The following is a 25,606-nucleotide window of genomic DNA, read 5'->3' on the forward strand; positions in this document are numbered from 1 at the left end:
GCTCAGCCCATGTGCGGATAGCGGTAGTCGGTCGGCGGGTCGAACGTCTCCTTGATCGTGCGCGTGCTGGTCCAGCGCATCAGGTTCTGCATCGCGCCGGCCTTGTCGTTGGTGCCGGACGCCCGCGCGCCGCCGAACGGCTGCTGCCCCACCACCGCACCGGTGGGCTTGTCGTTGAGGTAGAAATTGCCCGCCGCGAAGCGCAGGAAGTCGGTGCCCCGCGCCAACGCGCGCCGATCGCGGGCGATCACCGAGCCGGTGAGCGCGTACGGTGCGGCCGACTCCATCTGCCGGAGCATCGTGTCCCAGTCGCGGTCCTCGTACACGTGCACGCCCAGGAACGGCCCGAAGTACTCGGTGGTGAACACCTCGTCCCACGGATCCTCGGCGAGCACCACGGTGGGCCGCACGAACCAGCCCACCGCGTCGTCGTAGGTCCCGCCCGCGAGCACCCGCAGGCCGTCGGCGGCGTGCGCCCGGTCGATCGCCGCCTTGAGCTTGGCGAACGCGCGCTCGTCGATCACCGCGCCCATGAAGTGGCTGAGGTCGGTCACGTCGCCCATCGACAACCCGTCCACCTCGGCCAGGAACGCGTCGCGGAACTCGCTCTCCCAGATCGAGCGCGGGATGTAGGCGCGCGAGGCGGCCGAACACTTCTGGCCCTGGTACTCGAACGCGCCGCGCACCAGCGCGGTGCGCAACACGTCGTGGTCGGCGCTGGGATGTGCGACCACGAAGTCCTTGCCGCCGGTCTCGCCGACGATCCGGGGATAGCCGTGGTAGGCGTCGAGGTTGTCGGCGATGCCCCGCCACAGCCGCTTGAACGTCGCGGTGGATCCGGTGAAGTGCAGCCCCGCGAAGTCCGGGTCGGCCAGCGCCACATCGGACACCGCCACGCCGTCGCCGTGCAGCAGGTTGATCACCCCCGGCGGCAGACCGGCCGCCTCCAACAGCCGCATCACGTGGTGCGCGGCCAGCGCCTGGGTGGGCGAGGGCTTCCACAACACCACGTTGCCCATCAGCGCGGGCGCGGTCGGCAGGTTGCCGGCGATGGCGGTGAAGTTGAACGGGGTGACCGCGTACACGAAGCCTTCCAGCGGCCGGTGGTCCAGCCGGTTCCACACCCCGGGGGAACTGCTCGGCTGCTCGGCCATGATCCGCCGGGCGAAGTCGACGTTGAACCGCCAGAAGTCGATCAGCTCGCACGGCGCGTCGATCTCCGCCTGCTGCACCGTCTTGCCCTGACCGAGCATCGTCGCGGCGGCGACGGTCTCGCGCCACGGCCCGGCGAGCAGGTCGGCCGCCTTGAGGATGATCGCCGCCCGGTCGTCGAAGTCGAGCGCGCGCCACCCGGGCGCGGCCTCCTTCGCCGCGGTCAGCGCGGCCCGCGCGTCGTCGTGGGTCGCGTTGGCGAGGGTGCCCAGTTCGCCCGCGCGCCGATGCGGCTGGACCAACTGCACACGCTTGCCCGCGCCCATCCGGTGTTCACCGCCGATGGTGTGCGGCAGATCCACGGGTGTGGCGGACAACGCGGCCAACCGCTCCTGCAGGCGGGCCCGCTCGGGGCTGCCCGGCGCGTAGCCGTGGACGGGTTCGTTGCTCGGCGGGGGCACCCGGGTCACAGCATCCATGGATGCGCAGTGCCCACGAACCGGACAATCGATGCGCGAGGGTGGTCAGCGCACGTAGGTACGCGCGAGCTCGACCGCCTCGGCGAGCGAGTCCACCACGGGCACCCCGACGCCCTCCAGGCCGGCCCGCGCGTGCGAGCCGCCCGCGTACAGCACCACCCGCGCGCCCACGTGCAGCGCGGCCGCCGCGTCGTCGGCGGCGTCGCCGATCAGCACCACGTCGGCCGGGTCCCGCTCCAGCGCCGCCAGGTGCCGCACCAGGTGCTCGGCCTTGCCGCCGCCCGGCGGACCCACCCGCCCGTCCACCCGCACGAACCGCTCCTCGATCCCGAACCGGCGCACGAACGGCATCAGCGCCTCGTGCGCGGTCAGCGACAGCAGCGACTGGGTACCGCCCTCGCGCTGCCAGGCGTGCAGCAGCTCGTCCGCGCCGACGGCGAGTTCGCAGCGCGCGCTGTGCAGGGTGTAGACCTCCTGGAAGGCCTGGTCGAGGCGGATCCACTCGTCCGCGTCCGGGACCCGGCCGACGACCTTCTCGTAGAACTTCGGCACCGGCACGCAGTAGAGCTCCCGATAGCGCTCCAGCGTCATCGGCGGCAGTCCGATCAGCGCGAACGAGGCGTTGGTGGCCTCGATGATCGCGTCCAAGTCGTGGAACAGGGTGCTGTTCCAGTCCCAAACCAGGTGCGGATTCCGATACGTCATGGACCTTGATTGTGCCGTGCCGGCCGTCACAGCAGGTCGGCCAGCTCCTGTGTCGCGAACCACAGCAGCTCGTGCTCCTCGGCGGCCTCGATCAGCTCGTCGGTGAGGCCGCCAGCCAGCGCCGCGGCGACCGCCTCCTCCGCGTCGGCGGTGTCCATGTGCACCGCCGCGATCCGCTTGCGCGGCACACGCGCGTCGACCAGGACCGCGCCCGGGCCGTCCTCCCGCTCGGCCACCAGCGTGTCGGGCACATCCGCCGCGAGCACGACCCGACGCACCGCGCCCCGCTCGGCCGCGAGCAACCGCAGCGAGCCCTCGGCGGCGCGGGTCAGCGCGCCGTACTCCAGCTCCTCCTCGTCGTCGCTCCCGTACCACGCGCGAAACGCCTCGGTGACCGCGTACGCCGGCAGCGGCGCCGACTCGATCCCGCCGGCGGCGTGCACCGCGGCCAGGCCGGCGGGCGTCGTAGGGATGAACACGCGCATCGGGCGACTCCAATCGAGTGAAATCCGGACACTCCTTCGGGGACGAAGAGCGCCGAAACCAGGGCCGACCCGGCGCCACCACGCGTGAGTCGACGCGCGTCAGCGTAATCGCAGCGGCGTCCAGACGAATGGTTGACCGCACGGCGCGGGCCGGCTAGGAAGTGCCTGCACACGTCCCGGTCGGGGGAACGAGCGGGACGGGTGCGCCACAACCGTCACATCCGCTTCACGGGGAGGACCCATGGTCCACACGAACACCGGCTCGCCACCACGCCTGTACGTGGTCCGAGCCCCCGCCGGCGAAACCCCCTTCGACACCGCGGCCGTCGCCGAGGTGATCCCGCTGCGCCCACCGGGCCGCGTCACCAACCTGACCCACGGCAACCTGACCCACGGCAACCTGGCCCACGCCCCGCACCCGCTGCCCCACCTGCTGCCCCACCCCGAACACGGATCCGACTCCCGGCCCGGTTTCCGCCCCGCGCCGCAACCCAACCCGCGGCCCGCGCTGCGCCTGGTCCCCGCCCTGGCCGAACCGGACCCGACCGAGGCCCGGCTGCGCTCCCAACGGCTGGCCCACGCACTGGCCGAGATCGCCTCGGGCCGACGCGCACTCACCCAACTGCGCCCGTACGCCTCCGCGCCCGTCTACGGCACCACACAACACCTGATCCGCCGCCTCGCCGCCCGCCGAGTCGGACACCTGCGAGTGGAGTCCTGCGGCGGCCACGCCCCCGCCGAAGGCATCGCCGAGGGCTACGCCCGCCTACGCGCCCCCTCCTGGGTCCTCACCGTCGCCTTCCGCCTGGAACGCGACGCCCCCACCCGCCACCCCACCAACACCTGGCTCTGCACAGCCCTGGAACACGACGAACTGGCCTGAAAACAAAGAGGGCCCGAACCAACAGGTCCGGGCCCTCACCCACACACCATCATCCCACCGGACCCACCAGCCACGAGGCGGGCCTCGCACAGCACGGGGCGCGAGGCCCGGGGCGAGGCTCGCGGGGCGCGGGCCCTCAAGCCCTACGCCACCAAACTCCAGCCCGTCCGGCGCGTGAGGACAAGCAGGCCGCAGGCCGCCGAAGCCCGACCGAGGCCACCATCCACGACCACCGCCAACGGCGCCCTCTCAGCCCGTCCGGCGCTTGAGGACAAGCAGGCCGCAGGCCGCCAAAGCCCGACCGAGGCCACCATCCACGACCACCGCCAACGGCGCCCTCTCAGCCCGTCCGGCGCGTGAGGACCGGCGGGCCGCACGCCGGCCAAACCGACCCACGACACCGCCTACGGCCACCGGCCAACCAGCATCCCCTCAGCCCGTCCGGCGTATGAGGACCCCGCCTACTTCTTCTTCCGCTTCGCCCGCTGCGCCCGCCGCCGCTCGGCCCGCGTCGCGCCCTCTTCGACCTCGTCCGCGTCCTCGTCGAAGTTCTCCTCGGAGGTGATCACGCCACCCTCGCCGTCGATCGTGGGCGCGCTGTACTGCAGGTGCGCCGGCCGCTGGGGCGCGTCGAGCCCCTTCGCGTGGATCTCCGGCAGCGGCGCGGCCTTGTCGATCGAGATGCTCGGCGCCTCCGGCACCTGCTCGATCTCGACCTCGACGTTGAAGAGGTAGCCGACCGACTCCTCCTTGATGCCCTCCATCATGGCGTTGAACATGTCGAAGCCCTCGCGCTGGTACTCCACCAGCGGGTCGCGCTGCGCCATCGCACGCAGGCCGATGCCCTCCTGGAGGTAGTCCATCTCGTACAGGTGCTCGCGCCACCGGCGGTCCAGCACCGACAGGATGACCCGCCGCTCCAGCTCGCGCATGACCTCCTCGCCCAGCTTCTCCTCACGCAGCGCGTAGGCGGCCTGGGCGTCGGCCCGGAGCAGTTCGACCAGCTGCTCGGTGTCCAGCTCCGAGCGGTCGCCGAACTCCTCCTCGACCTCCTCGATCGTGATGCTGACCGGGTACAGCCGCTTGAGGTTGGCCCACAACTTCTCGAGGTCCCACTCCTCCGCGAAGCCCTCGGTCGCACCGTGCACGTACGCCTCGACGGTGTCGTCGATGAAGTGCCCGATCTGCTCCTGCAGGTTCTCCCCCGCGAGCACCCGGCGGCGCTCGCCGTAGATCACCTCGCGCTGCCGGTTCAGCACCTCGTCGTACTTGAGCACGTTCTTGCGGATCTCGAAGTTCTGCTGCTCGACCTGGGTCTGCGCGGACTTGATCGCGTTCGAGACCATCTTCGACTCGATCGGCTGGTCCTCGGGCACGTTGGCCAGGGTCAGCACCCGCTCGACGATGTTGGCCTTGAACAGGCGCATCAGGTCGTCGCCCAGCGACAGGTAGAACCGCGACTCGCCCGGGTCGCCCTGGCGCCCGGAACGACCGCGCAGCTGGTTGTCGATCCGGCGGGACTCGTGCCGCTCGGTGCCGAGCACGTACAGCCCGCCGAGGTCGGAGACCTCCTCGTGCTCCGCCTTGACCGCCTTCTTGGCCTTCTCCAGCGCCTCCGGCCAGGCCGCCTCGTACTCCTCCGGCGTCTCGGTCGGGGTCAGCCCACGCTGCGCGAGTTCGGCCGCGGCGAGGTGGTCCGGGTTGCCGCCGAGCATGATGTCGGTGCCTCGGCCGGCCATGTTGGTGGCCACCGTGACCGCGCCCTTGCGGCCGGCCTGCGCGACGATCTGCGCCTCGCGCTCGTGGTGCTTGGCGTTCAGCACCTCGTGCGGCACGCCGCGCTTGCGCAGCTGGGCGGACAGGTACTCGGACTTCTCCACGCTGGTGGTACCGACCAGGACCGGCTGGCCCTTCTCGTGCTTTTGCGTGATGTCCTCGACCACCGCGTTGAACTTGGCCTCCTCGGTCTTGTACACGAGGTCGGACTGGTCCACGCGCTGCACCGAACGGTGGGTGGGGATGGGCACCACGCCGAGCTTGTAGATCTGGTGGAACTCGGCGGCCTCGGTCATCGCGGTACCGGTCATGCCGCCGAGCTTCTTGTACAGGCGGAAGAAGTTCTGGAGGGTAACGGTGGCCAGGGTCTGGTTCTCGTCCTTGATGTCCACCCCCTCCTTGGCCTCGATCGCCTGGTGCATGCCCTCGTTGTAGCGGCGACCGGCGAGGATGCGGCCGGTGTGCTCGTCGACGATCAGCACCTCGCCGTCCACGACGACGTACTCCTTGTCCCGCTTGTACAGCTCCTTCGCCTTGATGGCGTTGTTCAGGTAGCCGACCAGCGGGGTGTTGACCGCCTCGTAGAGGTTGTCGATGCCCAGGTAGTCCTCGACCCGGGCGACGCCGGACTCGTGGATGGCGACGGTGCGCTTCTTCTCGTCGACGTCGTAGTCGCCGGTCTCCTCGATGCCCTTGAGCGGGTTCGCGGCCTCGCCGCGCTTGAGCCGCTTGACCATGGTCGCGAAGTCGGCGTACCACTTCGTGGCCTGGTCGGCCGGGCCGGAGATGATCAGCGGGGTGCGGGCCTCGTCGACGAGGATCGAGTCGACCTCGTCGACCACGGCGAAGAAGTGGCCGCGCTGCACCAGCTCGTCGGCCGACCACGCCATGTTGTCGCGCAGGTAGTCGAAGCCGAACTCGTTGTTGGTGCCGTACGTGATGTCGTAGCCGTACGCCTTCCGCCGCTCGTGCGGCGGCATGTTGGCCAGGATGCAGCCCACGGTCAGACCGAGGAAGCGGTGCACACGACCCATCCACTCCGAGTCGCGCTCGGCGAGGTAGTCGTTGACCGTGACCACGTGCACACCCTCGCCGGCGATGGCGTTGAGGTAGGCGGGCAGGGTGGACACGAGGGTCTTGCCCTCGCCGGTGCGCATCTCGGCGATGTTGCCCAGGTGCAGCGCGGCGCCGCCCATCAGCTGCACCTTGTAGTGCCGCTGACCGAGCGTGCGGCGCGCGGCCTCGCGCACCGTGGCGAAGGCTTCCGGCAGCAGGTCGTCGAGGGTTTCCCCATCGGCGTAGCGCTGCTTGTACTCGTCCGTCAGCGCGCGCAGCTCGGCGTCGGAGAGGTCCTTGAAGTCGTCTTCGATCGACTCGATCTGATCTGCGATGCGGTTGAGCTTGCGCAGGATTTTGCCCTCGCCGGCGCGCAGGACCTTGTCGAAGATAGACACGCTGGATGAGCTCCTTGCCCGACGGCGCCCGCCCGCCTTTCGGACGTGACGGCACGGCGGGGCCCGTCCCGCCGATACGGCCATCGTATGCGAGGAGGCAAGCCCGGATCGAGCCTCGCGGGCCGGCACAGTGACCGGCATGGAACCTGTGGAGATCGCGGCAGGACGCTTTCAGCTCCGCCCCTGGAACGAACACGACGTCGACGTGATCGCCGGCGCGCTCGCCGACGAGCTGATCGTGCACCGCCCGCCGGTGCCCGAGGACGAGGATCCACACGCGTGGCTGGCCGCGCGCGAGCAACGATGGGCAAGCGGCGAGGGGCCCTCGTTCGCGGTGATGGACGCGGTCAGCGGCGAGGTCCACGGGCATGTCGCGCTGTGGAAGGTGTCGCCGCAGTGGCGCACGGCCGAGGTCGGCTACTGGACGCTGAAGTCCTCGCGCGGTCGGGGGGTCGCCCGGCACGGGGTCGGCGCGCTCACCCGCTGGGCGTTCGGCGCGCTGGAGCTGCATCGTCTGGAACTGCGCCACGCGGTGGCCAACTCCGCCTCGTGCGCCGTCGCCAACGCGTCGGGATATGCACTCGAAGGAGTACTGCGCGGCTGCCTCACCGGCTTCGGCGAGGAGTTCACCGACGTACATCTGCACGCCCGGCTCGCCACGGACACCTGATGCGAACACACGTTCTAAGGTGGCGGCCATGACCTCACAGCCGACCTTCACGCCGGACGCCGAGCTGACCGCCGACGAGGCCCGCCGCATCGTGCTGGCCGCGCAGGGCCTGCTGGGTGCCCCCGATCGCCGGGCGGGCGTGCTCGGCGTGCTGCACTCGCTGGGCGCGGTACAACTCGACACCATCTCCACGCTGGCCCGCTCGCACGAGCTGGTGCCCTACTCCCGGCTCGGCCCCGTCGGCCGCGCCACCGTCGAGAGCGCGTACTGGTCCGGCGAGACCGCGTTCGAATACTGGTCGCACGCGGCCTGCGTGCTGCCCATGTCGACCTGGCCGGACTTCGCCTTCCGCCGCCGGCACTACCGAGGCCGCGGCCACCTGTGGGGCCACCAGGTGTCGAAGGAGTCGTTCGACACCGTCCTGGAGCGCCTGCGCGCCGAGGGCCCGCTGACCGCGACCGCGCTGGGCGGAGCCAAGAACAAGGGCGAGTGGTGGGACTGGAGCGAGACCAAGATCGCCGTCGAGCGCGCGCTGGCCTTCGGCGACGTGGTCTGCGTGCGCCGCGACGGCTGGAAGCGGGTGTACGACCTGCCGGAACGTGTGGTCCCGGCGGCCCTGCTCGCCGAGGAGCCCGACGACGCGGAGTGCCTGCGCCGCCTGGTGCGCCTGGCCGGCCGGCAGCTCGGCGTGGCCACCCGGGCCGACCTGATGGACCAGTACCGGCTGACCCGGGCCCAGGTCGACGCCGCCCTGCCCGGCAGCGGCCTGGTCCCGGTCGCGGTCGCGGGTTGGGGCGAACGGGCCGCCCGCGAGGGTGCGTGGGCGGACCCCGACGCGCTCGCCGCGCCGCCGCGTGGGCGTCATCGCGCCACGCTGTTGTCGCCGTTCGACTCGCTGGTGTGGGATCGCCCGCGCACCGCCCGGGTGTTCGGCGGCTTCGCACACCGCCTGGAGGCGTACGTGCCCGCCGCCAAGCGGGTGCACGGCTACTTCGTGATGCCGATACTGGCGGGCGGGCGGCTGGTCGGCCGGGTGGACCCGGCCCGGGAGGGACGCACCCTGGTGGCCCGGCGCATGTCCTTCGAGGCCGGCGCCGCGGTCGGCGAGCGGGTGCTGGCCGGCGCGGCCGAGGCGCTGCGCGCGGCCGCCGGATGGGTGGGGTGCGACGACGTGCGGATCGAGGCGCTGGACCACGAGAGCACCCGCGCGCGGCTGACCGCGCTGCTCGCGCGCTGACCGGCCGGAGTCGGCCGGGCGTCCGCGTCCGGCCGACCCGGGCCCGCCCGCGCCCGGGACGCGCCCCGGTTCAGTCGCCGATCTCCAGGATCTTCTCCCGCATCGCGTAGACCACGGCCTCCATGCGCGAATGCAGCTGCAATTTCTCGAGGATGTTGCGCACGTGGTTCTTCACGGTGTTCTCGCTGATGAACAACTGCTTGGCGATGTCGCGGTTGTTGCGCCCGGTGGCCACCAGGCGCAGCACCTCGATCTCGCGGTCGGTCAGCCGCGGCGCCGGTACCAGGCGGCGCTCGTCGTCGCGCCGGCTCATCGACTTGAACTCGGTCAGCAGCTTGACCGCCATCGACGGGCTGATCTGCGACTGTCCGTCGGCCACCGCGCGGATCGCCGAGGCCACCTCGCCGTGCGAGATCTCCTTGAGCAGATATCCGGTGGCGCCGGCCTTGATCGCGTCGTAGAGGTCGGCCTCTTCCTCGCTCATCGTCAACATGATGATCTGAGTGCTGGGCGCGACCTCCTTGATCGCGGTGCACGCCTCGATACCGCCGCGTCTGGGCATGCGCACGTCCATCAGGACGATGTCGGGCAGCAGGTCCTGCGCGGCCTCCAGCGCCTCGGCGCCGTCCCCGGCCTCGCCGACCACGGTGATGTCGGGCTCCGGCGCGAGCACGATATCCAGACCGCGGCGAAACAGATCGTGATCGTCGACCACCAGCACGCGAATCGGTTCGCTCGCTGAGCCGTGCTCCACGCGGGCCGGAACAGACTGTTCACCCACCGTGTTTCCCCCCTGGGTCGGCACGATCCGTGTCCAGGACATGATCCCACGTGATCGCCACGACGCCAGGCCCTGATGGGCGTTATGTACGGAACGTACTTGCGAAGCGGAACATTCGCCAGGGAACGCCAGGGTCGAAGACGCAACCGACGCCGAAACCCCGAAGGGTTTCGGCGTCGAATCACGACCAGAGGGCGCGCGGCGACGGCCCGACCGCGACTACTGCGGTCCGCCGTCCTCGCGGTCCTCGGGCTTGAGGTGGATCACACCGTAGTCGTAGCCGTGCCGGCGGTACACCACACTCGGCCACTTGGTGCTCGAATCGATGAACAGATAGAAGTCGTGGCCTACCAACTCCATCTCGTACAGCGCCTGGTCGAGCGCCATCGGACGCCCGGCGTGTACCTTCTCGCGAACCACGAGGGGGCCTTCGCCATCCACCTCGATCGGGCCCGCCATGTGCGGCTGGGGCCTCAATTCGCCGTTCTTCACCGCCTCGATGTCTTCCGCGGACGCCACCACGGCCCCATTGAGCCGGTCGGCGTGATTGATCTCCGCAGTGGCCGCGCCCACCGAGACGGGGGAGCGGTGACCATGGTGCACGCGCCGCCGGTCGGCGGCCTTGCGCAACTGTGCCTCGAGTCTCGCGCACGCCAGGTCGAGTGCGGCGTAGGGGTCGGACGCGGCGGCTTCGCCCCGGATGACGGGGCCACGCGTGTTCAGCGTGATCTCCACCCGGTCCGAGCGCTCCGCCAGCCGCGGGTTCCGCTCCTTGGTCACCTCCACGTCAACGCTGATCACCTTGTCGTCGAGCTTGCGGATCTTGTCCAGCTTCTCGACGCAGTGCTTGCGAAAACGCTCGGGTACCTCGGTCTTGCGGCCCTTGACGACAATGTCCACGCAGAACTCCATCCATTGCGCCATGCCGGAGAGGTGGGCACCCATCCGACCGACCAGGTCGCCGACGGCCCTGCTCCGTCCCGCGCCGCCGAGCGGTCGCGGCCACCACGGCCGCCGCCTCGACTCGCCCTCCCACGGCTCGGACCGCACGGGTCGCCTCCGCGAGAGTTGCGCCGGTGGTGCAAACATCATCGACGACGATCACCACACTAATGCCCGTAAACAAGGGCGCCAACCTGTCCGAAACGATCATTGATCGGCGGACGTTCATCCTCCGTTCATGTGCCGAAAGGCCCGCCTGATCCAGGATTCGACGGGTATGTCGCAGTGCCGGGAGCACCCGCGCGGGGACCCCGGTCGCGCGCAATCGGCCGGCCGCGCGCAGTGCCAGCTCCCGGGTGGCGTCCCGACCGCGTCGACGCACCGCGGCGCGGGTCGAGGGCACCGGGACCAGCAGGCACGGCCCGGCCGCGTCGGCGAGACCGGCCGCCACCGCCCGGGCCAGCGCATCCCCCAGGGGGCCGGCCAAGCGGCGCGCGCCGTGCTCCTTGTAGGCGGCGAGCACCGAGCGCACGGGCCCCTGGTAGGCGGTGACCGCGTGTACGGGCGGCATCCCCTCGGGCACGGGGACCGGGTCGGCCGGCCGCGGCGCCGGGGCGAACACCGCCCGACAGGCTGCGCACAACTGCGCGCCGGGCGCGGCGCAGCCCGCGCAGCACACGGGCAGCACCAGGTCGGCCCATGTCGCGAGCACCCGACGCCGTTCCATACTCCCAAGCTCGCACGCCCGGCCCCGAAACGGACCGGCCGCACGCGCAACCACCCGATCCGGTCATGGCGCGCCGTGGCGCACGGGCCCGGGTGGGGGCGCTACCCCGGGTAGACCGGGTACGTGCCGCTGTGCACCTTGATCCAGTTGTTGCCCTGGGACAGCTGGTAGATGTTCTGCTCGCCGGAGTCGGCGAGCAGCGGCTGGTCGGCGCCGTCCGGCGCGGCGATGTGCAGCATGCCGTTGACCGAGGCGACCGAGATGGAAATACCGCCGTCGATGTCCACGATCTGCGGCTGCAGCGCGCCCTGGCCCTCCTTGCCGAGCACCACCAGCCGATCCGGACCGTTCCACGAGATCGCCTTGACCTCGACCAGCGAGGGCAGCACCGAGCGCGGCGCGGCGATGGTGATGGCCGGCAGCCCGTTGCTCACGCGCCGCTCGACCCGGCCGACCATCACCTGCCCGGTGTTCAGCACCAGCGCCGCGCGCACGCCGTCCGAGGACAACCGCAGGTCGGTGATCCGGGCCGCGGTGATGCCCTCCACGTCGACCGCGACCTTGGTGACCTGGCGCCGCTCGTCCTCGTACAGCGCCAACACCTGCTCGGCGTTCTTGGTGTGATCCAGCGCCCACAACACGCCGCGGCCGTCCCAGGTCGGGCTCGACAACGACCCGGGCGAGGTGTTCAGCCACTCCTGGACCTCGCCGTGACCGTCCACGTCGCCGACCCACAACTTGCGCCCGCCGGTGTCGATGCCCGCGATCCGGCGCCGGAACTGGTCCCGCGAGACGGCGATCTGGTCCACCTTGTAGGTGCCGTCGCCGAAGGGCCCCGGCAGCGCCGGCGGGTTGCCGGGCACCACGTTGACCATGCCGCCCTTGGCGATGAAGTAGCCGGTGGGGCCGGGCGTCTTGGCCGCCCGCGCGGGGTCGTAGCGCGCCGCGTCGTCGTCGGAGAGCAGGCACATCGGCGCACCGCCGCCGGTGATCGAGACCGAGTCCACCCCCGATACCTGGCGCAGCGTGAACAGCAGTTGCGCGGCCATGCGCTCGCAGCTCTTGCCCTGCGCGAGTCTGGCCTGCCGGTTGAGCTGGACCCGGGCGGTGCGGTTGTCCTCGATCGACACCACCCGGTCGGCGGGCTCGGTGCCGGCCGGGATGGCGGTCTCCACCACCGGCCGCAGCCAGTCGGTGGGACCGTTCACAAGTTGCCGCACCAGCGCCGAGGTCAGCCCCACCCTGCTGCGCAGATACACCGGATCGGGCACCAGGACGTCCTGGCCCAGCGGCATCGAGGTGGCGAACCAGTACGTGTTGACCGACCGGTAGATCCGGTGGAACTCGGCGTTGGACAGGATCAACCCGTCGGGCAGGTCGGCGATCCGCCACTGGTTGTCGGTGCCCAGGCGCAGTTGCAGGGTGGCCAGGTAGGGCGCGCCCGCCTGCTGTTCGGGCTGATAGGCGTTGCGGCTGTCGACGGTGCCCACCCGGGTGCCGGAGACCTCGGCCCGATAGGTCCGCTCGTCGGCGCCGGCCACGAGTTCGATCTTCGCGATCGTGTTGAGCACCACGATCTCGCGCGTGGGCACCCACTTGGCCCGGGCCTCCGGGGTCAGGTAGGCGCGCGCGGTGGTGTAGTCGGGTTCGTCGCTGGTGACCGCCTCCAGGAAGCCGGCCACCATGCCGTACGGCTGCTCGCCGGGCTTGGGCGGCACGGCGAACACCCGCACCTGCTGCTCCGGGCCCTGGTCCTTGGTGCCGCCCTTGGCCGCCTCGCGCACGCTGCCGCTGTGCGGCATCGACGCACACGCACTGAGCGCGCACAGCACGCACACCAGGGCCAGGAACGGGGTGATCCGTCTCATCGACTGCCTCCCGCGGAACCGGCGGTACGTACGCCGCGCCGATACGGCGAGCCCGCCGGCCCCAGGCCCCGATTGGCCCGCGAGTCCTCGGGCTCCAACGGCAGCGGGGAGCGCACCAGCTCGCCACCCGCGTTCTTGGGCAGGCTCAGCCGGAACTGCGAGCCGCCGCCCGGCTCGCCCCAGGCCTGGAGCCAGCCGCCGTGCAGATGCGCGTCCTCGAGCGCGATGGACAGGCCCAGGCCGGTGCCGCCGGTGGTCCGCGCCCTGGCCGGGTCGGCCCGCCAGAACCGGGCGAACACCAGCGAGGACTCGCCGGGCTTGAGGCCCACGCCGTAGTCGCGCACGGCCACCGCGACCGAGTCCTCCCCGGCGGCGACGGTGACCACCACGTCGTGCCCCTCGCCGTGCTCGATCGCGTTGACCACCAGATTGCGCAGCACCCGGTCGATCCGCCGGGGATCGACCTCGGCCACGCACGGCTTGTCCGGCACGCGCACCACGAGCCGGCTGCCGCGCCGCTCGGCCAGCGGCTCGGCACCCTCGACCACCCGACGCACCAGGTCGCGCAGATCCACCGGCTCGGCGTCGAGCACCGCCGCGCCCGCGTCGAACCGGCTGATCTCCAACAGGTCCGACAGCAGCGCCTCGAACCGGTCCAGCTGGTTCTGCAGCAGCTCGGCCGAGCGCCGGGTGGCCGGGTCGAAGTCCTCGCGCGCCTCGTGCAGCACGTCGGCGGCCATCCGCACGGTGGTCAGCGGAGTACGCAGTTCGTGCGAGACATCGGAGACGAACCGGCGCTGCACCCGGGACAACTCCTCCAGCTGTCTGATCTGGTTCTGCAGGTTGGACGCCATCTTGTTGAACGACGAGCCCAGCCGGGCCAGATCGTCCGCGCCGACCACCCGCATCCGCTCCTCCAGCCGCCCCGCCGCCAACCGCTCGGCGATCCGGGCCGCCATCCGCACCGGGGTGACCACCCACCGGGTCACCAGCGCCGCGATCGCCACCAGGAGCAGCACGAGGAAGACCCCGGCGGTGGCCAGCGTGCTGCGCACCAGGCCCAGGGTCTTCTCCTCGGGACCGAAGGAGAAGAAGTAGTACAGCTGGTACGAGCCGCCGTCGGGGTCCTCCAACTGGGCGCCGACCACCAGGCCGGCCTCGCGGGTGGTCTCCGCCGGGCCCTCGCCGTGCTGGGCCTCGCGCACGATCTGGGTGTACTGGAGCAGCGCCACCCCGTGTTTGAGCCCGACCTCGCGGCGCAGTTCGGCCGGCACGCTGTCGTCGGGGACCACGTCGCCGGACGCGCGGGGGCTGCGGCCGGACCCGGGCGGGCTGTCCACCGTGTCCTGACTGGTCGCGGCCACGTCGTACACCCCCTGGCCGCCGCTGGAGAGCTGCTTGACCAGCGCGTTGAGCCAGTCCCCGGTGTTCACCCGGTTGCCGCCGGCCGGCGTGCCGGCGGGCATGCCGGCGGGCATGCCGGTGGGGACCTGGACGTGCCGGCCCGGGCTGGTGGCGATCTCGTCGGCCTGCGCGCGGGCATCGGCGAAGCCGCCCTGGGCCTGGGACCGGGCGGAGGCCACCTTCGCGTCGAGCAGGCCGTTGCGGACCTGGCCGACCACCACCACGCCGAGCAGCACCGTGACGGCGACGGACAGCACGAGGGTGGTGGCCACGACGCGGAACTGGATCGATCTGTTCCACAGCGCCATGACCCGGCCCACGCCGCCGCGCACACGACGCAGGGCGAGGGACCAGGCCGACGGGGAGGGCGACCGCTGTGCGGTGCTCACCGGGACGATCTCAAGGTCAGGCCGGTCCCGCCTTGTAGCCGACCCCGCGCACCGTGACCACCGTCTCCGGACGCTCGGGGTCACGCTCGATCTTCGAGCGCAGCCGCTGGACGTGGACGTTCACCAGGCGGGTGTCGGCCGCGTGTCGGTATCCCCAGACCTGTTCGAGCAGTACCTCGCGGGTGAACACCTGCCAGGGCTTGCGGGCGAGTGCGACAAGGAGGTCGAACTCCAGCGGGGTCAGCGCGATGTTCTGCCCGTCCCGCTTAACGGCATGGCCGGCCACGTCGATCACCAGATCGCCGATCACCAGTTGCTCCGGGGTGGGTTCCTCGGCTCTGCGCAGGCGGGCCCGCACACGAGCGACAAGCTCCTTGGGCTTGAACGGTTTGATCACATAGTCGTCTGCTCCGGACTCCAGGCCGACCACGACGTCGACCGTGTCGCTCTTGGCGGTGAGCATCACGATCGGCACGCCGGACTCGGCACGGATCTGGCGGCAGACGTCGATGCCGTCGCGGCCGGGCAGCATCAGGTCCAGCAGCACCAGGTCCGGTTTGACGTCCCGGAATGCCTGGAGTGCCTTGTCGCCGTCCGCCACGAACGACGGCTCGAACCCTTCGCCACGCAGCACGATGCCGAGCATCTCGGACAGTGCGGTGTCGTCGTCAACGATGAGGACGCGTCCCTTCATGTGCCTCATCGTCGCATTACCGGATTGTGACCTGCACTCATCCGACCGATTCCGGCCGCGTCCTCGGGTGACAAAACGTACCTTTCTCTGACGATTGGCACGCCCAGGGAGTGCGGAGTCACCCCGAATGCCGGAAGGTACGCCGTCCCGACCGGGCACGCAACGGACGTTTCGGGCCATCGACACGACCCTCGCGGCCGGCGCCGGGCAACATCCGGAACGTGTGACCGGGCGCCCGTCGTTGTCCACCCGGCCGGCCCGCCCGGCCCGTCGTTCGGATCCGCCGGCCGCCCGTTCACCAAGGGGCCACACGGGCATGCCACGATGAGTCACCACCCATCAGGACGAGGAGCGCAATCGACATGACGGACTCGCCCGGCCGGCCCACCCCGGACGCCCCGGGGCCGGACGCAGCACGCCCGGCGGACGACGCCACGTCACCCGACCGATCCGCGCCCGAGCCCGAGCCCGCGACGCCCTCGTCCCCGGCCGACACGACGGCCGCAGATGGGCCGACCGCCCCCGAGCCGACCACCTCGGGCGAGGCCGCGTCCTCGGAGGGGCCGGTCGAGGCGAACGGTCCCGCCACCTCGGACCGGTCGGAGGCCGCTGACGATCGCGCCGCCTCGGACGGCCCGGCCGCCCCGGACAAGCCGACCTCGCTCGACAAGCCCGCCCGCCCGGAGTCCGACCGGCCCGCGCCGCAGGCCCCCGCACCGGGCTGGGCGCCGGTCCAGCCCCCCGCCACCGGTTGGGGGCCGCCGCACCAGGGCCCGGCCGCCGGCTGGGGACCCCCGCACCAGGGCGCCGATCACCCCGGCGCCGCATCCGACCCGCGCTGGGGCGGCACCCAGCCCCTCTGGGGCGCGCCCCCCGGCTGGAACGGCCCCTACGTCCAGGCCGCCAAGCCCGGCGTGATCCCGCTGCGCCCGCTGAGCGTCGGCGAGATCCTGGACGGCGCGTTCGCCGCGATGCGCACCCACTGGAAGGTCATGATCGGCATCGCCGTCGTGATCGCCCTGCTCACCCAGTGCCTCGAGGTGCCGGCCACCTGGCTGCTCAACCGCGAGTTCTCCCCCGAGGACCTCTCCGACGACCCCACCGGGGAGGAGTTGTGGCGCTACCTGCGTGACACCTCCGCCCTGGTGATCGTGCCGATCGTGATCTCCACCCTCGGCCAGATCGCCGCCACCGGAATGCTCACCGTCGTGGTCAGCCGCGCGGTGATCGCCAAGTCCATGTCGGCGGCGCAGGCCTGGAAGGCGGTCCGCCCGCTGCTGCCACGCCTGCTCGGGGTCACCTTCGCGACCTGGCTGGTCCCGGTCGGCACGATGCTCGTGGCGATGCTGCCGGGTCTGGCCCTGCTGGCCGTCGGCGCCGACGGGCTCGGCGCGCTGCTGCTGCTCCCCGGCCTGATCGGCGGCGTGGTCGCGGCGATCTACCTGTACGTCTGCCTGACCCTCGCAGGCCCCGTCCTGATGCTGGAGAAGCAGACGGTCCGCAAGGCCCTGGAGCGCTCGCGCAAGCTCGTCACCGGCTCGTGGTGGCGCGTGTGCGGCATCCTGCTGCTGATCTGGCTGATCATGGCGATCGTCGGCGGCATCATCCAGACGCCGTTCCTGCTCGTCTCCGACGGCTTCACGGCGATCACCGCCTCCAAGGCGTCCGACATCCCCGACCCCACGTTCGTCGACCTGCTGATCACCGGCATCGGCGCGGTGATCGCCTCCGCGCTGCTGTACCCGTTCGCCGCCGGCGCGACCGCGCTGCTGTACATCGACCAGCGCATCCGCCGCGAGGCGCTCGACCTCGAACTCGCCCGCGCGGCCGGCGTCCCGGACGGGGAGACCGGCACCGGGTCGGCCGCGGGACCCACGCCCGCGTGACCCGACTCGCGCTCGCGCTCCCGCTCCTGCCCCGGGACTGGGAACCGGTGGACATCCCGCGCGACGACGCGCGGGATGCCGCCCGGGACGAGCTGTCCCGGGTCGAGTACCACCGCGACGCCCCCCATCCGGTGCGCCGGATCCTGGACTGGCTCTTCGACCGCCTCGGCGACCTGGTCTCCCGGGCGGGCGACAACACCCCGGGCGGCTTCACCGGCCTCGCGGTGATCGTGCTCGTGCTGATCGGCGCGCTCGTCCTGCTGCGGCTGCGGCTCGGGCCCCTGCGCGCGGCTCGGCGTGCCGAGTTGCCGCTGTACGGCGAGCAGGGCCCGATGCCGGCCGCCCGGCACCGCGCGGCGGCCGACGCGCACGCCGCGGCCGGCCGCTGGGACGAGGCGGTCCGGGAACGTTTCCGGGCGATCGTGCGGGACCTGGAGGAACGCGCCGTGCTGGACGTACGCCCGGGCCGCACCGCCGACGAGGCCGCCGTCGAGGGCGGCCGGGTGCTGCCCGAGGTCGCCGCGGACCTGCGCGCCGCGGCGGCGATCTTCGACGACGTGCACTACGGCGGCCGGACCGCCGACCGGTCCCTGGACGACCGGTTGCGCGCCCTCGACACCCGCTGCGCCGCCGCCCGTCCGCGCGCCGCCGAACGGGTCCCCGGATGAGCGCCGACCCGGCGGGGCCCGGCGCACCCGGCCCCGCGGCACCGGACTTCCCCGCGCCGGACGGCTCGGGCACCTCGGGTGCAACCCCGGGCACCTCGGACACGGCAGCATCCGGCCCCACCCTGCCCGCTCCCACCCCCCTCGGCCGCACCGCCGAGCAGACCTGGCGCCGCCTGCGCCTCCCGCTGGCGCTGGTCGCCCTCGTGGTGATCGTCGTCTCCGCCCTCGTGCTGATCCAGGGCGACCGCCACGAGGGCAGCCTGGACCCGCGCTCGACCGGCAAGGCCGGCAGCAAGGCGGTGGCCCAACTGCTGCGTGCCCGAGGCGTCGAGGTGGAACTGGTCCGCTCGGCCGACGCGGCGGAGCGCGCGATCCGCCCCGACACCACGCTCGTGGTGGCCTACCCCGACCTGCTCACCGACGCGCACCTGGCCCGCCTCGCCGCCGCCGCGCCGGCCCGCACCGTGCTGATCCGCCCCGACGAGGCCGCGCTCGACGCCCTGGCCCCCGGCGTACGCACCGCCCGCGACACCTCCGGCCGCGAGCTCGATCCGGACTGCCGGCTCCCGGCGGCGCAACGCGCGGGCAGCGCCGACGTCGGCGGCGGGCGCTTCGACATCGGCCCGTTCCCCACCGCCACCGGCTGCTACCCGTATGCGGGGCTGCCCACCCTGGTGCTCGCCCCGGCCGGGCCCGGCCGGGACACGGTCGTACTCGGCTCCGGCAGCCTGCTCACCAACGACCGCCTGGACGCGCGCGGCAACGCCGCACTGGCCCTGAACCTGCTCGGCGCCCACCCGCGCCTGGTCTGGTACCTGCCCGGCAGCGGCGAACTCCCGCCCGCCGACGACTCGTTGTGGGACCTGCTCCCCGCCGGCTGGCGCTGGGGCGCGGCCCAACTGGCCGTCGCCGCCGTCCTGCTCGCGCTGTGGCGGGCCCGCCGGCTCGGCCCGGTCGTGGCCGAACCGCTGCCGGTCGTGGTCCGCGCCGCCGAGACCGTCGAGGGCCGCGCCCGGCTGTACCGCCGCGGCCGGGCCCGGGACACCGCCGCCGGACTGCTCCGCGCCGCCGCCCGCGAACGCCTCGCGCGCCTGCTCGGCGCCGACACCGGCGAGGCCGCGCTGATCGCGGCGATCACCGCCCGCACCGACCACACGTCCGCACACGTGCATGCCCTGTTGTACGGTGCGATCCCGGAGAGCGACGAGGCCCTCGTCACCCTGTCCGCCGACCTCGACGCGCTGATAAGGCAGGTACGCACGACGTGAGCGCACCCGAGCAGACCCGCGGGGCGCGCGACGCCCTCGAAGCCCTGCGCGGCGAGATCGGCAAGGCCGTGGTCGGCCAGGACGCCGCCGTCACCGGCCTGGTGATCGCCCTGCTGTGCCGGGGCCACGTGCTCCTGGAGGGCGTACCCGGCGTGGCCAAGACGCTGATGGTGCGCGCCCTCGCCCGCAGCCTGGAACTGACCACCACCCGCGTGCAGTTCACCCCGGACCTGATGCCGGGCGACGTCACCGGCTCGATGGTCTACGACGCGCGCACCGCCGCGTTCTCGTTCCGCGAGGGCCCGGTGTTCACCAATCTGCTGCTCGCCGACGAGATCAACCGCACCCCGCCCAAGACCCAGGCCGCGCTCTTGGAGGCGATGGAGGAGCGGCAGGTCTCGGTCGACGGCACCACGCGCCCGCTGCCCGACCCGTTCCTGGTCGCCGCGACGCAGAACCCGATCGAGTACGAGGGCACCTACCCGCTGCCCGAGGCCCAGTTGGACCGGTTCCTGCTCAAGCTCACCCTGCCGCTGCCCGAACGTGACGACGAGATCACCGTGTTGCGCCGACACGCGGAGGGCTTCGACCCGCGCGACCTCGCCGCCGCGGGTGTCCGACCGGTGGCGGGCGCCGACGATCTGGCCGCGGGCCGCCGGGCGGTCGCCGAACTGCGCGTCGAGCCGGAGGTGCTGGCCTACGTCGTCGACGTCTGCCGGGCCACCCGCACCTCCCCGTCGCTGGCCATGGGCGTCTCCCCGCGCGGCGCCACCGCGCTGCTCGCCGCCGCCCGCGCGTGGGCCTGGCTCGCCGGCCGCGACTACGTCACCCCCGACGACGTCAAGGCGCTGGCCCGCCCGGCGCTGCGACACCGGGTACGGCTGCGCGCCGAGGCCGAGATGGAGGGCGTGACCCCCGACGTGGTGATCGACTCCGTACTGGCCCACACCCCGGTCCCGCGTTAACCGCCGATGGCCCTGACCGGACGCGCCGTACTGGCCGCGGCAATCGGCGTATTGGTGGTCGGCCTGCTGCTGCCCTCGCTGCTCGGCCTGGCCGTGGTCGAGGGCCTGCTCCTGCTCGGCGTACTCACCGACCTGCTGCTCGCCGCCGGCGTCCGCGACCTGACCTTCACCCGCGCCGGCGACACCGCGGTCCGCCTCGGCGAACCCGCCGAGGTGACGCTGACCGTGACCAACCCCGGCACCCGGGCGCTGCGCGGCCGACTGCGCGACGCCTGGCCGCCGAGCACCGGCACCACCACGCAGCGGCACGACCTGGCCGTACCCGCCGGCGAACGCCGCCGAGTCACCACCACGATGACCCCGACCCGCCGCGGCGACCGGCACGCCCACCGGGTCACCGTGCGCTCCGTCGGCCCACTCGGCCTGGCCGCCCGCCAAGGCTCGCACCTGGTGCCGTGGCGCCTGCGCGTCCTGCCCGGTTTCCCCAGCCGCCGCCTGCTCCCCTCCAAGCTGGAACGCCTGCGCGAACTCGACGGCCGCTCGGCCCTGCTCACCCGGGGCGCCGGCACCGAATTCGACACGCTCCGCGAGTACGTGCCCGGCGACGACGCGAAGTCGATCGACTGGCGCGCCTCCGCCCGCAACCAGGGCGTCGTGGTGCGCACATGGCGCCCGGAACGCGACCGGCACATCCTGGTCGTCCTGGACACCGGCCGCACCTCCGCGGGCCGGATCGGCGACATCCCGCGCCTGGACGCCGCGATGGACGCGACCCTGCTGCTGACGGCGGTGGCCAACCACGCGGGCGACCGGGTCGACCTGCTCGCCTACGACCGCCGGATCCGCGCCGAGGTCCGCCGCGCGCCCCGAAACGGGATACTCCCCGCCTTCGTCCAGGCGATGGCCGCGCTGGAACCGGAGTTGGTCGAACCCGACGCCCGCGGCCTGGCCGCGGAAATCCTCCGCCGCTCCCCGCGCCGCTCACTGATCGTGCTGATGACCGGCCTGGAACGCGAGGCGGTCCAGGAGGGCATCCTGCCGGTACTCCCGCAACTGGCCGCCCGACACGAGGTGATCGTGGCAGCGGTCGCCGACCCGGCGATCACCCGCATGGCCGCCCACCGCGGCGACGCGACCGCCGTCTACGAAGCCGCCGCCGCCGAAAAGGAGTTGGCCGAACGCCGCACCACGGCGGCCGACCTGCGCCGCGGAAACGTCACGGTGGTGGACGCGCCGCCGGGCGAACTGGCGTCGGCGGTCACGGACATGTACCTGGCGCTGAAGCTGGCGGGGCGGTTGTAGCAGCCCGGAGCCGGGGCGGCATCGGGGCGAACCGGGGCAGAACCGGGGTCGAATCGGGTGAAAGCGTCACCGCTACCCACCCGGAGCGACATGGCCGTTCGCCCACGCCCAGGCGGCGATCCCGACCCGGTTGCGCACACCCAACTTGGCCTGGATGTTCGCCACATGCGTCTTGGCGGTACCGGCGGAGATGTAGAGATCGGCACCGATCTCGGCGTTGGTGTGCCCCCGGGCAATCAGCCGCACGATCTCGTGCTCCCGGGCGGTGAGCGGGTCGTGGACCGCGCCGGCGGGCCGAGTCGCGTCCGCAACCGGAGCTGCGGCCGGAGCCGCAGCCGACGACAGATGATCCAACAACCGCACCGTGACCTGCGGACTGATCAACGTGTCCCCCGCCATCGCCGCCCGCACCGCCTCGATCAACAACGTCGGCCCGGACCGCTTGAGCAGGAACCCGCACGCCCCGTTCCGCAGCGCGGTGTGTACGTACTCGTCGATTTCGAACGTCGTCACCACGATCACCCGCGTGGGCGCGGCGACTTCTGGCCCGGCCAGCCGGCGGGTCAGTTCGAGCCCGTCGAGCCGGGGCATGCGGATGTCCGCGAGCACGACGTCCGGCCGCAACCGCGCGGCGGCCTCGACGGCCGCGACACCATCGGCCGCCTCCCCGACCACGACCATGTCCGGCTGCGAGTCCAGCACGAGCCGGAATCCGCTGCGGATGTCGTCCTGGTCGTCCGCGATCAGAATGCGCGTGGTCAACCGATCCTCGCTTCACGGGGTATGCCGGGTGCGGCCGAGAGGTCTTTCGAGGGATGGGCCGGAAGCACCGCATGGACCCGCCATCCTCCGGCCCCGTCGTCCTGGTACGGCCCGGCATCGAGTTCACCACCCGCCTCCCGCACCCGCGCCCGCAGCCCCGCAAGACCGCGCCCACCACCCCCGCCTCCACGCCCGGGCACATCGACGCGACGCCTTGAATCGCCGTACGGGGAGGCGTGGTTCACCACGAGCACGCGCACGGCGGGTCGACCGAGGCGAGTCGTCGAGGTCACCGCGACCTCGACGCCGGCGGCACCCGGCGCATGCCGGCGCACGTTGGTCAGCGCCTCGACGACGACGCGGTACACCGTCGCCGACGCCTCCCGGGACACCCGCGCCGGCGAGTCGCCGCAGGCCGGCAGGTCGGGGTCGACGGCCAGGATCGCACCGGCGCCGCCGGGGGTGGTGAAGTCGGCGACCAGTTCAGGGAGTCGGTCGATCCCGGGCAGCGCCTCCCGGGATGCGGCCCGCGCGGGATCGCCGACGTGCAGCGTGGCGACCATACGATCCATCGACGCCAACGCCGCCAGGCCGGCCCGCTCGATGCGCTCCAGGGCGACCAGCGCCTGCCCGGGATCGATGGCACCGACGAACCGGGCGGCCTGCGCCTGCGCGACGATGCCACTCACGTCATGCGCCACGTAGTCGTGCAAATCCCGCGCGATGTCCAGCTGTTGCTCCCGCCGCGCAGCCGCGACCGCATCCACCCGCCGCCGCTCGACCACCCGCGGATAGCCGCCCACCACGACCGCGACCCCCACCGGCAGGCACCAGAACACCACCGCCCCGAACGCCTCGAACAGCCCGCCCCGCCACTCCACCAGGGGCACCGACCACAACGCGACGGCCGCCCCGAGCATCACGACGGCCACCACACCCCCCCGCCCGACCTCCACACGCGCACTAACACCAACCAACACAAGCAACACCGCAACCCGCGCAAGCCCCCAACCCCCGGCCTCCTCGGGCGCCGACCACAACTGCCCCACAAGGCCCGCCAAACACACCCCACCAACCCCAACTCCGGCAATCACCACCGCCCGCCCGGCGACCGTCCCCCACCCACAAACCACCCACACCAACACGGCAAACGCCACAACACTCGGCACCACGGCAAAAACGCTCTGCCCAAACCCCACCCCGACCCCGACCCCACCGACACCGACAACCCCGGCCACCATCGAGGCCCCACGCCCTGTCCCCATCACCCGCGCACCCCCGCTCCCCCACTCCCGCTTCGTCACCGTCGTACGCCGTCGTCCATCCACCCGAGCCTAGACACGCCCCACGCACACCCACCTCTGCCGATCGGCAGACCAAACCGACCGCACCCCCATCAGATCCGCCCATCGGCCGATGGCCGGTCCAACCACCCACCCAACAAGCTGATCGAGCCAACCCAACACCCACAGAAGGAACTCACCATGCTCGACAGCGTCACCACCACAACCACAACCACAACCCCGGCACCGGCAGCAGCCACCAAGTCCCAAAACAACCGCCCGCTCGACATCCACAAGGGGCAGGCCCGCACCACAGCGCCCACAGGCCCCCGCACCCCGGCCCCGTCCCGCATCGCCGTATGGGCCGCACACGTGGCAGTGCTCAGCACGGTGCCCTCGGGGCTCTGGCGCATCGCGGGGGCGGCCGGCATCCCGCTCGGCTTCGGCAAGGACGATCTCCTGCACGAGAGCAACTTCCCGAGCCGCTACTCGTTCTACCTGCTCGGCCTGAGCATCCTGGCCGAACTGGTCGCGCTGCTCACCCTCGGCCTGGTCCGACGATGGGGCGAGGTCGTCCCACGATGGATCCCATTCCTGGGCGGCCGCACAGTCAACCGCTGGGCCGCCACGATCCCGGCCCTACTGGGCGCGGCCGTGCTGTGCACCGTCGGCCTCATGGGCATCCTCACCTGGAACAGCGCAGAAAACATGGGCGCCCCCGACTCCCCCAGCGGCACCGCGTACTGGGTAATGACCCTCGCCTACGCCCCACTACTCCTGTGGGGCCCAGCCCTGACCGTGACCGCAATCGCCTACTTCCGCCGCCGCGCCCCACACACCCCCAACTAGCCAATCCCCACCAGCGCCACCACCCAGCACCCACGCCCTGCCCTCACTGCGCTCCAACGGCGGGGGCGGGGCTCTTCCGGCGTGCGTCGCGCTTGTGGTTACGGGTGGCCGGTGCGGGGCGGGTCAGTGTCGGTGGTGGGCCGCTGCCGGCGTGCGGGGCTCCAAGACTTGGGGCTCCTGACGAGACGGCCGTGTTGCTCAGCGAAAAACCGGCCGGCAGCGGGCGGGCGGGGTGGCGGTCCGGTCGGGTCCGCCGGGTGGCCTTCCCGGGTAGGTGAGGGCGCTTCGACGGCGTTTGGCGGGGAGTGGGGGTTCGAAACCGGATCGCGATGGGTGGTTGTGGGCTTCAGGCTTCGGTGACCTGCGGTTTTGTGGTGTCGGCGTGGAAAGTCGGATGTCGAGTGCCGGTTTCGTGTGCTCCGGCCTCCCCAGCTCCGGTGAGGAGACCCAAAGTGCCCAGTGGGGGCCGAAACCGGATCCCGATGGCACCTCAAACGCCCTCGCTTCGCGCTGACCTGCGGTTTTCTCCCACACCGAGGCCACGGCGCCTCGCGCCGTCCGGTTTCGTGGACTCCCGCCCCTCACACACGCCCGCCGCACCGCGAAATGCCCTGCCCGACCCATTCGGGAAGGCCCCTCGGGAGCTCCACCGGACCGCCCTCCCTGCCCGCCGCTGCCGGCCGGTTTTTCGGTGAGCAACACGGTCGTCTCGTCGGGAAGCCCGTGTCTTGGAGCCCCGCACGCTGGCGGCGGCCCATCATCGACTCGGATCAACCCCGCACCGGCCACCCGAAGCGCGACGCACGCCGGACATGGAAACGGGAAACGGTATCGGGAAACGCAAAAGGCCCGTCCCTTTCGGGACGGGCCTTTCACACGTAAATTCCGGCGGCGTCCTACTCTCCCACACCCCTTCGAGTGCAGTACCATCGGCGCTGGAGAGCTTAGCTTCCGGGTTCGGAATGAGACCGGGCGTT

General features: G+C 72.0%; 21 protein-coding genes and 1 rRNA gene. 9 read left to right on the top strand and 13 right to left on the bottom strand.

From position 1 onward, the window contains the following. Nucleotides 1-2 precede the first annotated feature (2 nt). Genes pruA through ACH4XV_RS15545 form a run of 3 tightly spaced genes read right to left on the bottom strand, consistent with a single transcriptional unit; the run spans nucleotide 3 to nucleotide 2,821 of the window. A complete protein-coding gene (pruA, locus tag ACH4XV_RS15535; RefSeq protein WP_395789918.1) occupies nucleotides 3-1,631 on the bottom strand; it encodes an L-glutamate gamma-semialdehyde dehydrogenase in 1,629 nt (542 codons plus the stop codon). Between the two features lie 45 nt (nucleotides 1,632-1,676). After that, nucleotides 1,677-2,336, bottom strand: coding sequence for an HAD family hydrolase (locus ACH4XV_RS15540; protein WP_395789920.1), 660 nt, complete (start codon nucleotides 2,334-2,336; stop codon nucleotides 1,677-1,679). A 26-nt stretch (nucleotides 2,337-2,362) separates the two neighbouring features. Beyond that, on the bottom strand, nucleotides 2,363-2,821 hold the full coding sequence (locus tag ACH4XV_RS15545) for a DUF6912 family protein (protein ID WP_395789922.1): 459 nt from the start codon (nucleotides 2,819-2,821) through the stop codon (nucleotides 2,363-2,365). Nucleotides 2,822-3,062: 241 nt separating this feature from the next. On the opposite strand from ACH4XV_RS15545, the gene ACH4XV_RS15550 reads away from it, so the two are divergent. Beyond that, nucleotides 3,063-3,704, top strand: coding sequence for an Rv3235 family protein (locus ACH4XV_RS15550; RefSeq protein WP_395789924.1), 642 nt, complete (start codon nucleotides 3,063-3,065; stop codon nucleotides 3,702-3,704). 461 nt (nucleotides 3,705-4,165) lie between these two features. Here the strand turns inward: ACH4XV_RS15550 and secA are convergent, their stop codons facing one another. Further along, nucleotides 4,166-6,934, bottom strand: coding sequence for a preprotein translocase subunit SecA (secA, locus tag ACH4XV_RS15555; RefSeq protein WP_395789926.1), 2,769 nt, complete (start codon nucleotides 6,932-6,934; stop codon nucleotides 4,166-4,168). A 139-nt stretch (nucleotides 6,935-7,073) separates the two neighbouring features. On the opposite strand from secA, the gene ACH4XV_RS15560 reads away from it, so the two are divergent. Together ACH4XV_RS15560 and ACH4XV_RS15565 are read left to right on the top strand one after the other, a co-directional pair. Beyond that, nucleotides 7,074-7,604 carry a GNAT family N-acetyltransferase gene (locus ACH4XV_RS15560; protein WP_395789928.1) on the top strand — a complete coding sequence of 177 codons (531 nt, stop codon included), beginning with the start codon at nucleotides 7,074-7,076 and terminating at the stop codon, nucleotides 7,602-7,604. A 28-nt stretch (nucleotides 7,605-7,632) separates the two neighbouring features. After that, on the top strand, nucleotides 7,633-8,841 hold the full coding sequence (locus ACH4XV_RS15565; protein WP_395789930.1) for a winged helix-turn-helix domain-containing protein: 1,209 nt from the start codon (nucleotides 7,633-7,635) through the stop codon (nucleotides 8,839-8,841). 70 nt (nucleotides 8,842-8,911) lie between these two features. Here the strand turns inward: ACH4XV_RS15565 and ACH4XV_RS15570 are convergent, their stop codons facing one another. The 6 genes from ACH4XV_RS15570 to mtrA form a co-directional block, all read right to left on the bottom strand. Then, nucleotides 8,912-9,622, bottom strand: a complete 711-nt coding sequence (locus ACH4XV_RS15570; RefSeq protein WP_395789932.1) for a response regulator — start codon at nucleotides 9,620-9,622, stop codon at nucleotides 8,912-8,914. Nucleotides 9,623-9,841: 219 nt separating this feature from the next. Continuing rightward, the gene (gene hpf / locus ACH4XV_RS15575; RefSeq protein ID WP_078977011.1) at nucleotides 9,842-10,522 is read right to left on the bottom strand and encodes a ribosome hibernation-promoting factor, HPF/YfiA family; all 681 of its coding nucleotides are present in this window, start codon (nucleotides 10,520-10,522) and stop codon (nucleotides 9,842-9,844) included. Continuing rightward, nucleotides 10,410-11,291 (bottom strand): ComF family protein, encoded by an 882-nt coding sequence (locus ACH4XV_RS15580; protein WP_395789934.1) that lies wholly within the window; start codon nucleotides 11,289-11,291, stop codon nucleotides 10,410-10,412. Before ACH4XV_RS15580 ends, hpf begins: the two co-directional genes overlap by 113 nt. Before the next feature lie 101 nt (nucleotides 11,292-11,392). Next, a complete protein-coding gene (locus ACH4XV_RS15585; protein WP_395789936.1) occupies nucleotides 11,393-13,159 on the bottom strand; it encodes an LpqB family beta-propeller domain-containing protein in 1,767 nt (588 codons plus the stop codon). Beyond that, nucleotides 13,156-14,871 carry an MtrAB system histidine kinase MtrB gene (mtrB, locus tag ACH4XV_RS15590; RefSeq protein WP_395790012.1) on the bottom strand — a complete coding sequence of 572 codons (1,716 nt, stop codon included), beginning with the start codon at nucleotides 14,869-14,871 and terminating at the stop codon, nucleotides 13,156-13,158. The genes ACH4XV_RS15585 and mtrB overlap by 4 nt, the downstream gene beginning before the upstream one ends. A gap of 97 nt (nucleotides 14,872-14,968) precedes the next feature. After that, complete coding sequence (mtrA, locus tag ACH4XV_RS15595; protein ID WP_026219725.1) at nucleotides 14,969-15,646, bottom strand: MtrAB system response regulator MtrA; 678 nt, start codon at nucleotides 15,644-15,646, stop codon at nucleotides 14,969-14,971. A gap of 362 nt (nucleotides 15,647-16,008) precedes the next feature. Here mtrA and ACH4XV_RS15600 point away from each other — a divergent pair, with 362 nt between their 5' ends. Genes ACH4XV_RS15600 through ACH4XV_RS15620 form a run of 5 tightly spaced genes read left to right on the top strand, consistent with a single transcriptional unit; the run spans nucleotide 16,009 to nucleotide 21,735 of the window. After that, nucleotides 16,009-17,532 carry a hypothetical protein gene (locus tag ACH4XV_RS15600; protein WP_395789938.1) on the top strand — a complete coding sequence of 508 codons (1,524 nt, stop codon included), beginning with the start codon at nucleotides 16,009-16,011 and terminating at the stop codon, nucleotides 17,530-17,532. Next, entirely contained in the window at nucleotides 17,529-18,200 is a 672-nt protein-coding gene (locus ACH4XV_RS15605) for a DUF4129 domain-containing protein (protein ID WP_395789940.1), read from the top strand. The genes ACH4XV_RS15600 and ACH4XV_RS15605 overlap by 4 nt, the downstream gene beginning before the upstream one ends. Next, nucleotides 18,197-19,468: a DUF4350 domain-containing protein gene (locus ACH4XV_RS15610; protein WP_395789942.1), complete on the top strand. Its 1,272-nt coding sequence runs from the start codon at nucleotides 18,197-18,199 to the stop codon at nucleotides 19,466-19,468. Before ACH4XV_RS15605 ends, ACH4XV_RS15610 begins: the two co-directional genes overlap by 4 nt. Continuing rightward, complete coding sequence (locus ACH4XV_RS15615; RefSeq protein ID WP_395789944.1) at nucleotides 19,465-20,433, top strand: AAA family ATPase; 969 nt, start codon at nucleotides 19,465-19,467, stop codon at nucleotides 20,431-20,433. Before ACH4XV_RS15610 ends, ACH4XV_RS15615 begins: the two co-directional genes overlap by 4 nt. A 6-nt stretch (nucleotides 20,434-20,439) precedes the next feature. Beyond that, nucleotides 20,440-21,735: a DUF58 domain-containing protein gene (locus tag ACH4XV_RS15620; RefSeq protein ID WP_395789946.1), complete on the top strand. Its 1,296-nt coding sequence runs from the start codon at nucleotides 20,440-20,442 to the stop codon at nucleotides 21,733-21,735. 72 nt (nucleotides 21,736-21,807) lie between these two features. On the opposite strand, the gene ACH4XV_RS15625 is transcribed toward ACH4XV_RS15620, so the two are convergent. Continuing rightward, on the bottom strand, nucleotides 21,808-22,497 hold the full coding sequence (locus tag ACH4XV_RS15625) for a response regulator (RefSeq protein ID WP_395789948.1): 690 nt from the start codon (nucleotides 22,495-22,497) through the stop codon (nucleotides 21,808-21,810). Next, the gene (locus ACH4XV_RS15630; protein ID WP_395789950.1) at nucleotides 22,494-23,429 is read right to left on the bottom strand and encodes a sensor histidine kinase; all 936 of its coding nucleotides are present in this window, start codon (nucleotides 23,427-23,429) and stop codon (nucleotides 22,494-22,496) included. Before ACH4XV_RS15630 ends, ACH4XV_RS15625 begins: the two co-directional genes overlap by 4 nt. A 552-nt stretch (nucleotides 23,430-23,981) precedes the next feature. Between ACH4XV_RS15630 and ACH4XV_RS15635 the strand changes: the two genes are divergently transcribed. Then, complete coding sequence (locus ACH4XV_RS15635; RefSeq protein WP_395789952.1) at nucleotides 23,982-24,629, top strand: hypothetical protein; 648 nt, start codon at nucleotides 23,982-23,984, stop codon at nucleotides 24,627-24,629. A gap of 883 nt (nucleotides 24,630-25,512) precedes the next feature. On the opposite strand, the gene rrf is transcribed toward ACH4XV_RS15635, so the two are convergent. Then, nucleotides 25,513-25,606: ribosomal RNA gene (rrf, locus tag ACH4XV_RS15640) — 5S ribosomal RNA — on the bottom strand; the annotation flags it as partial.

Source organism: Embleya sp. NPDC020630, assembly GCF_044334985.1.
Classification (GTDB): domain Bacteria; phylum Actinomycetota; class Actinomycetes; order Streptomycetales; family Streptomycetaceae; genus Embleya.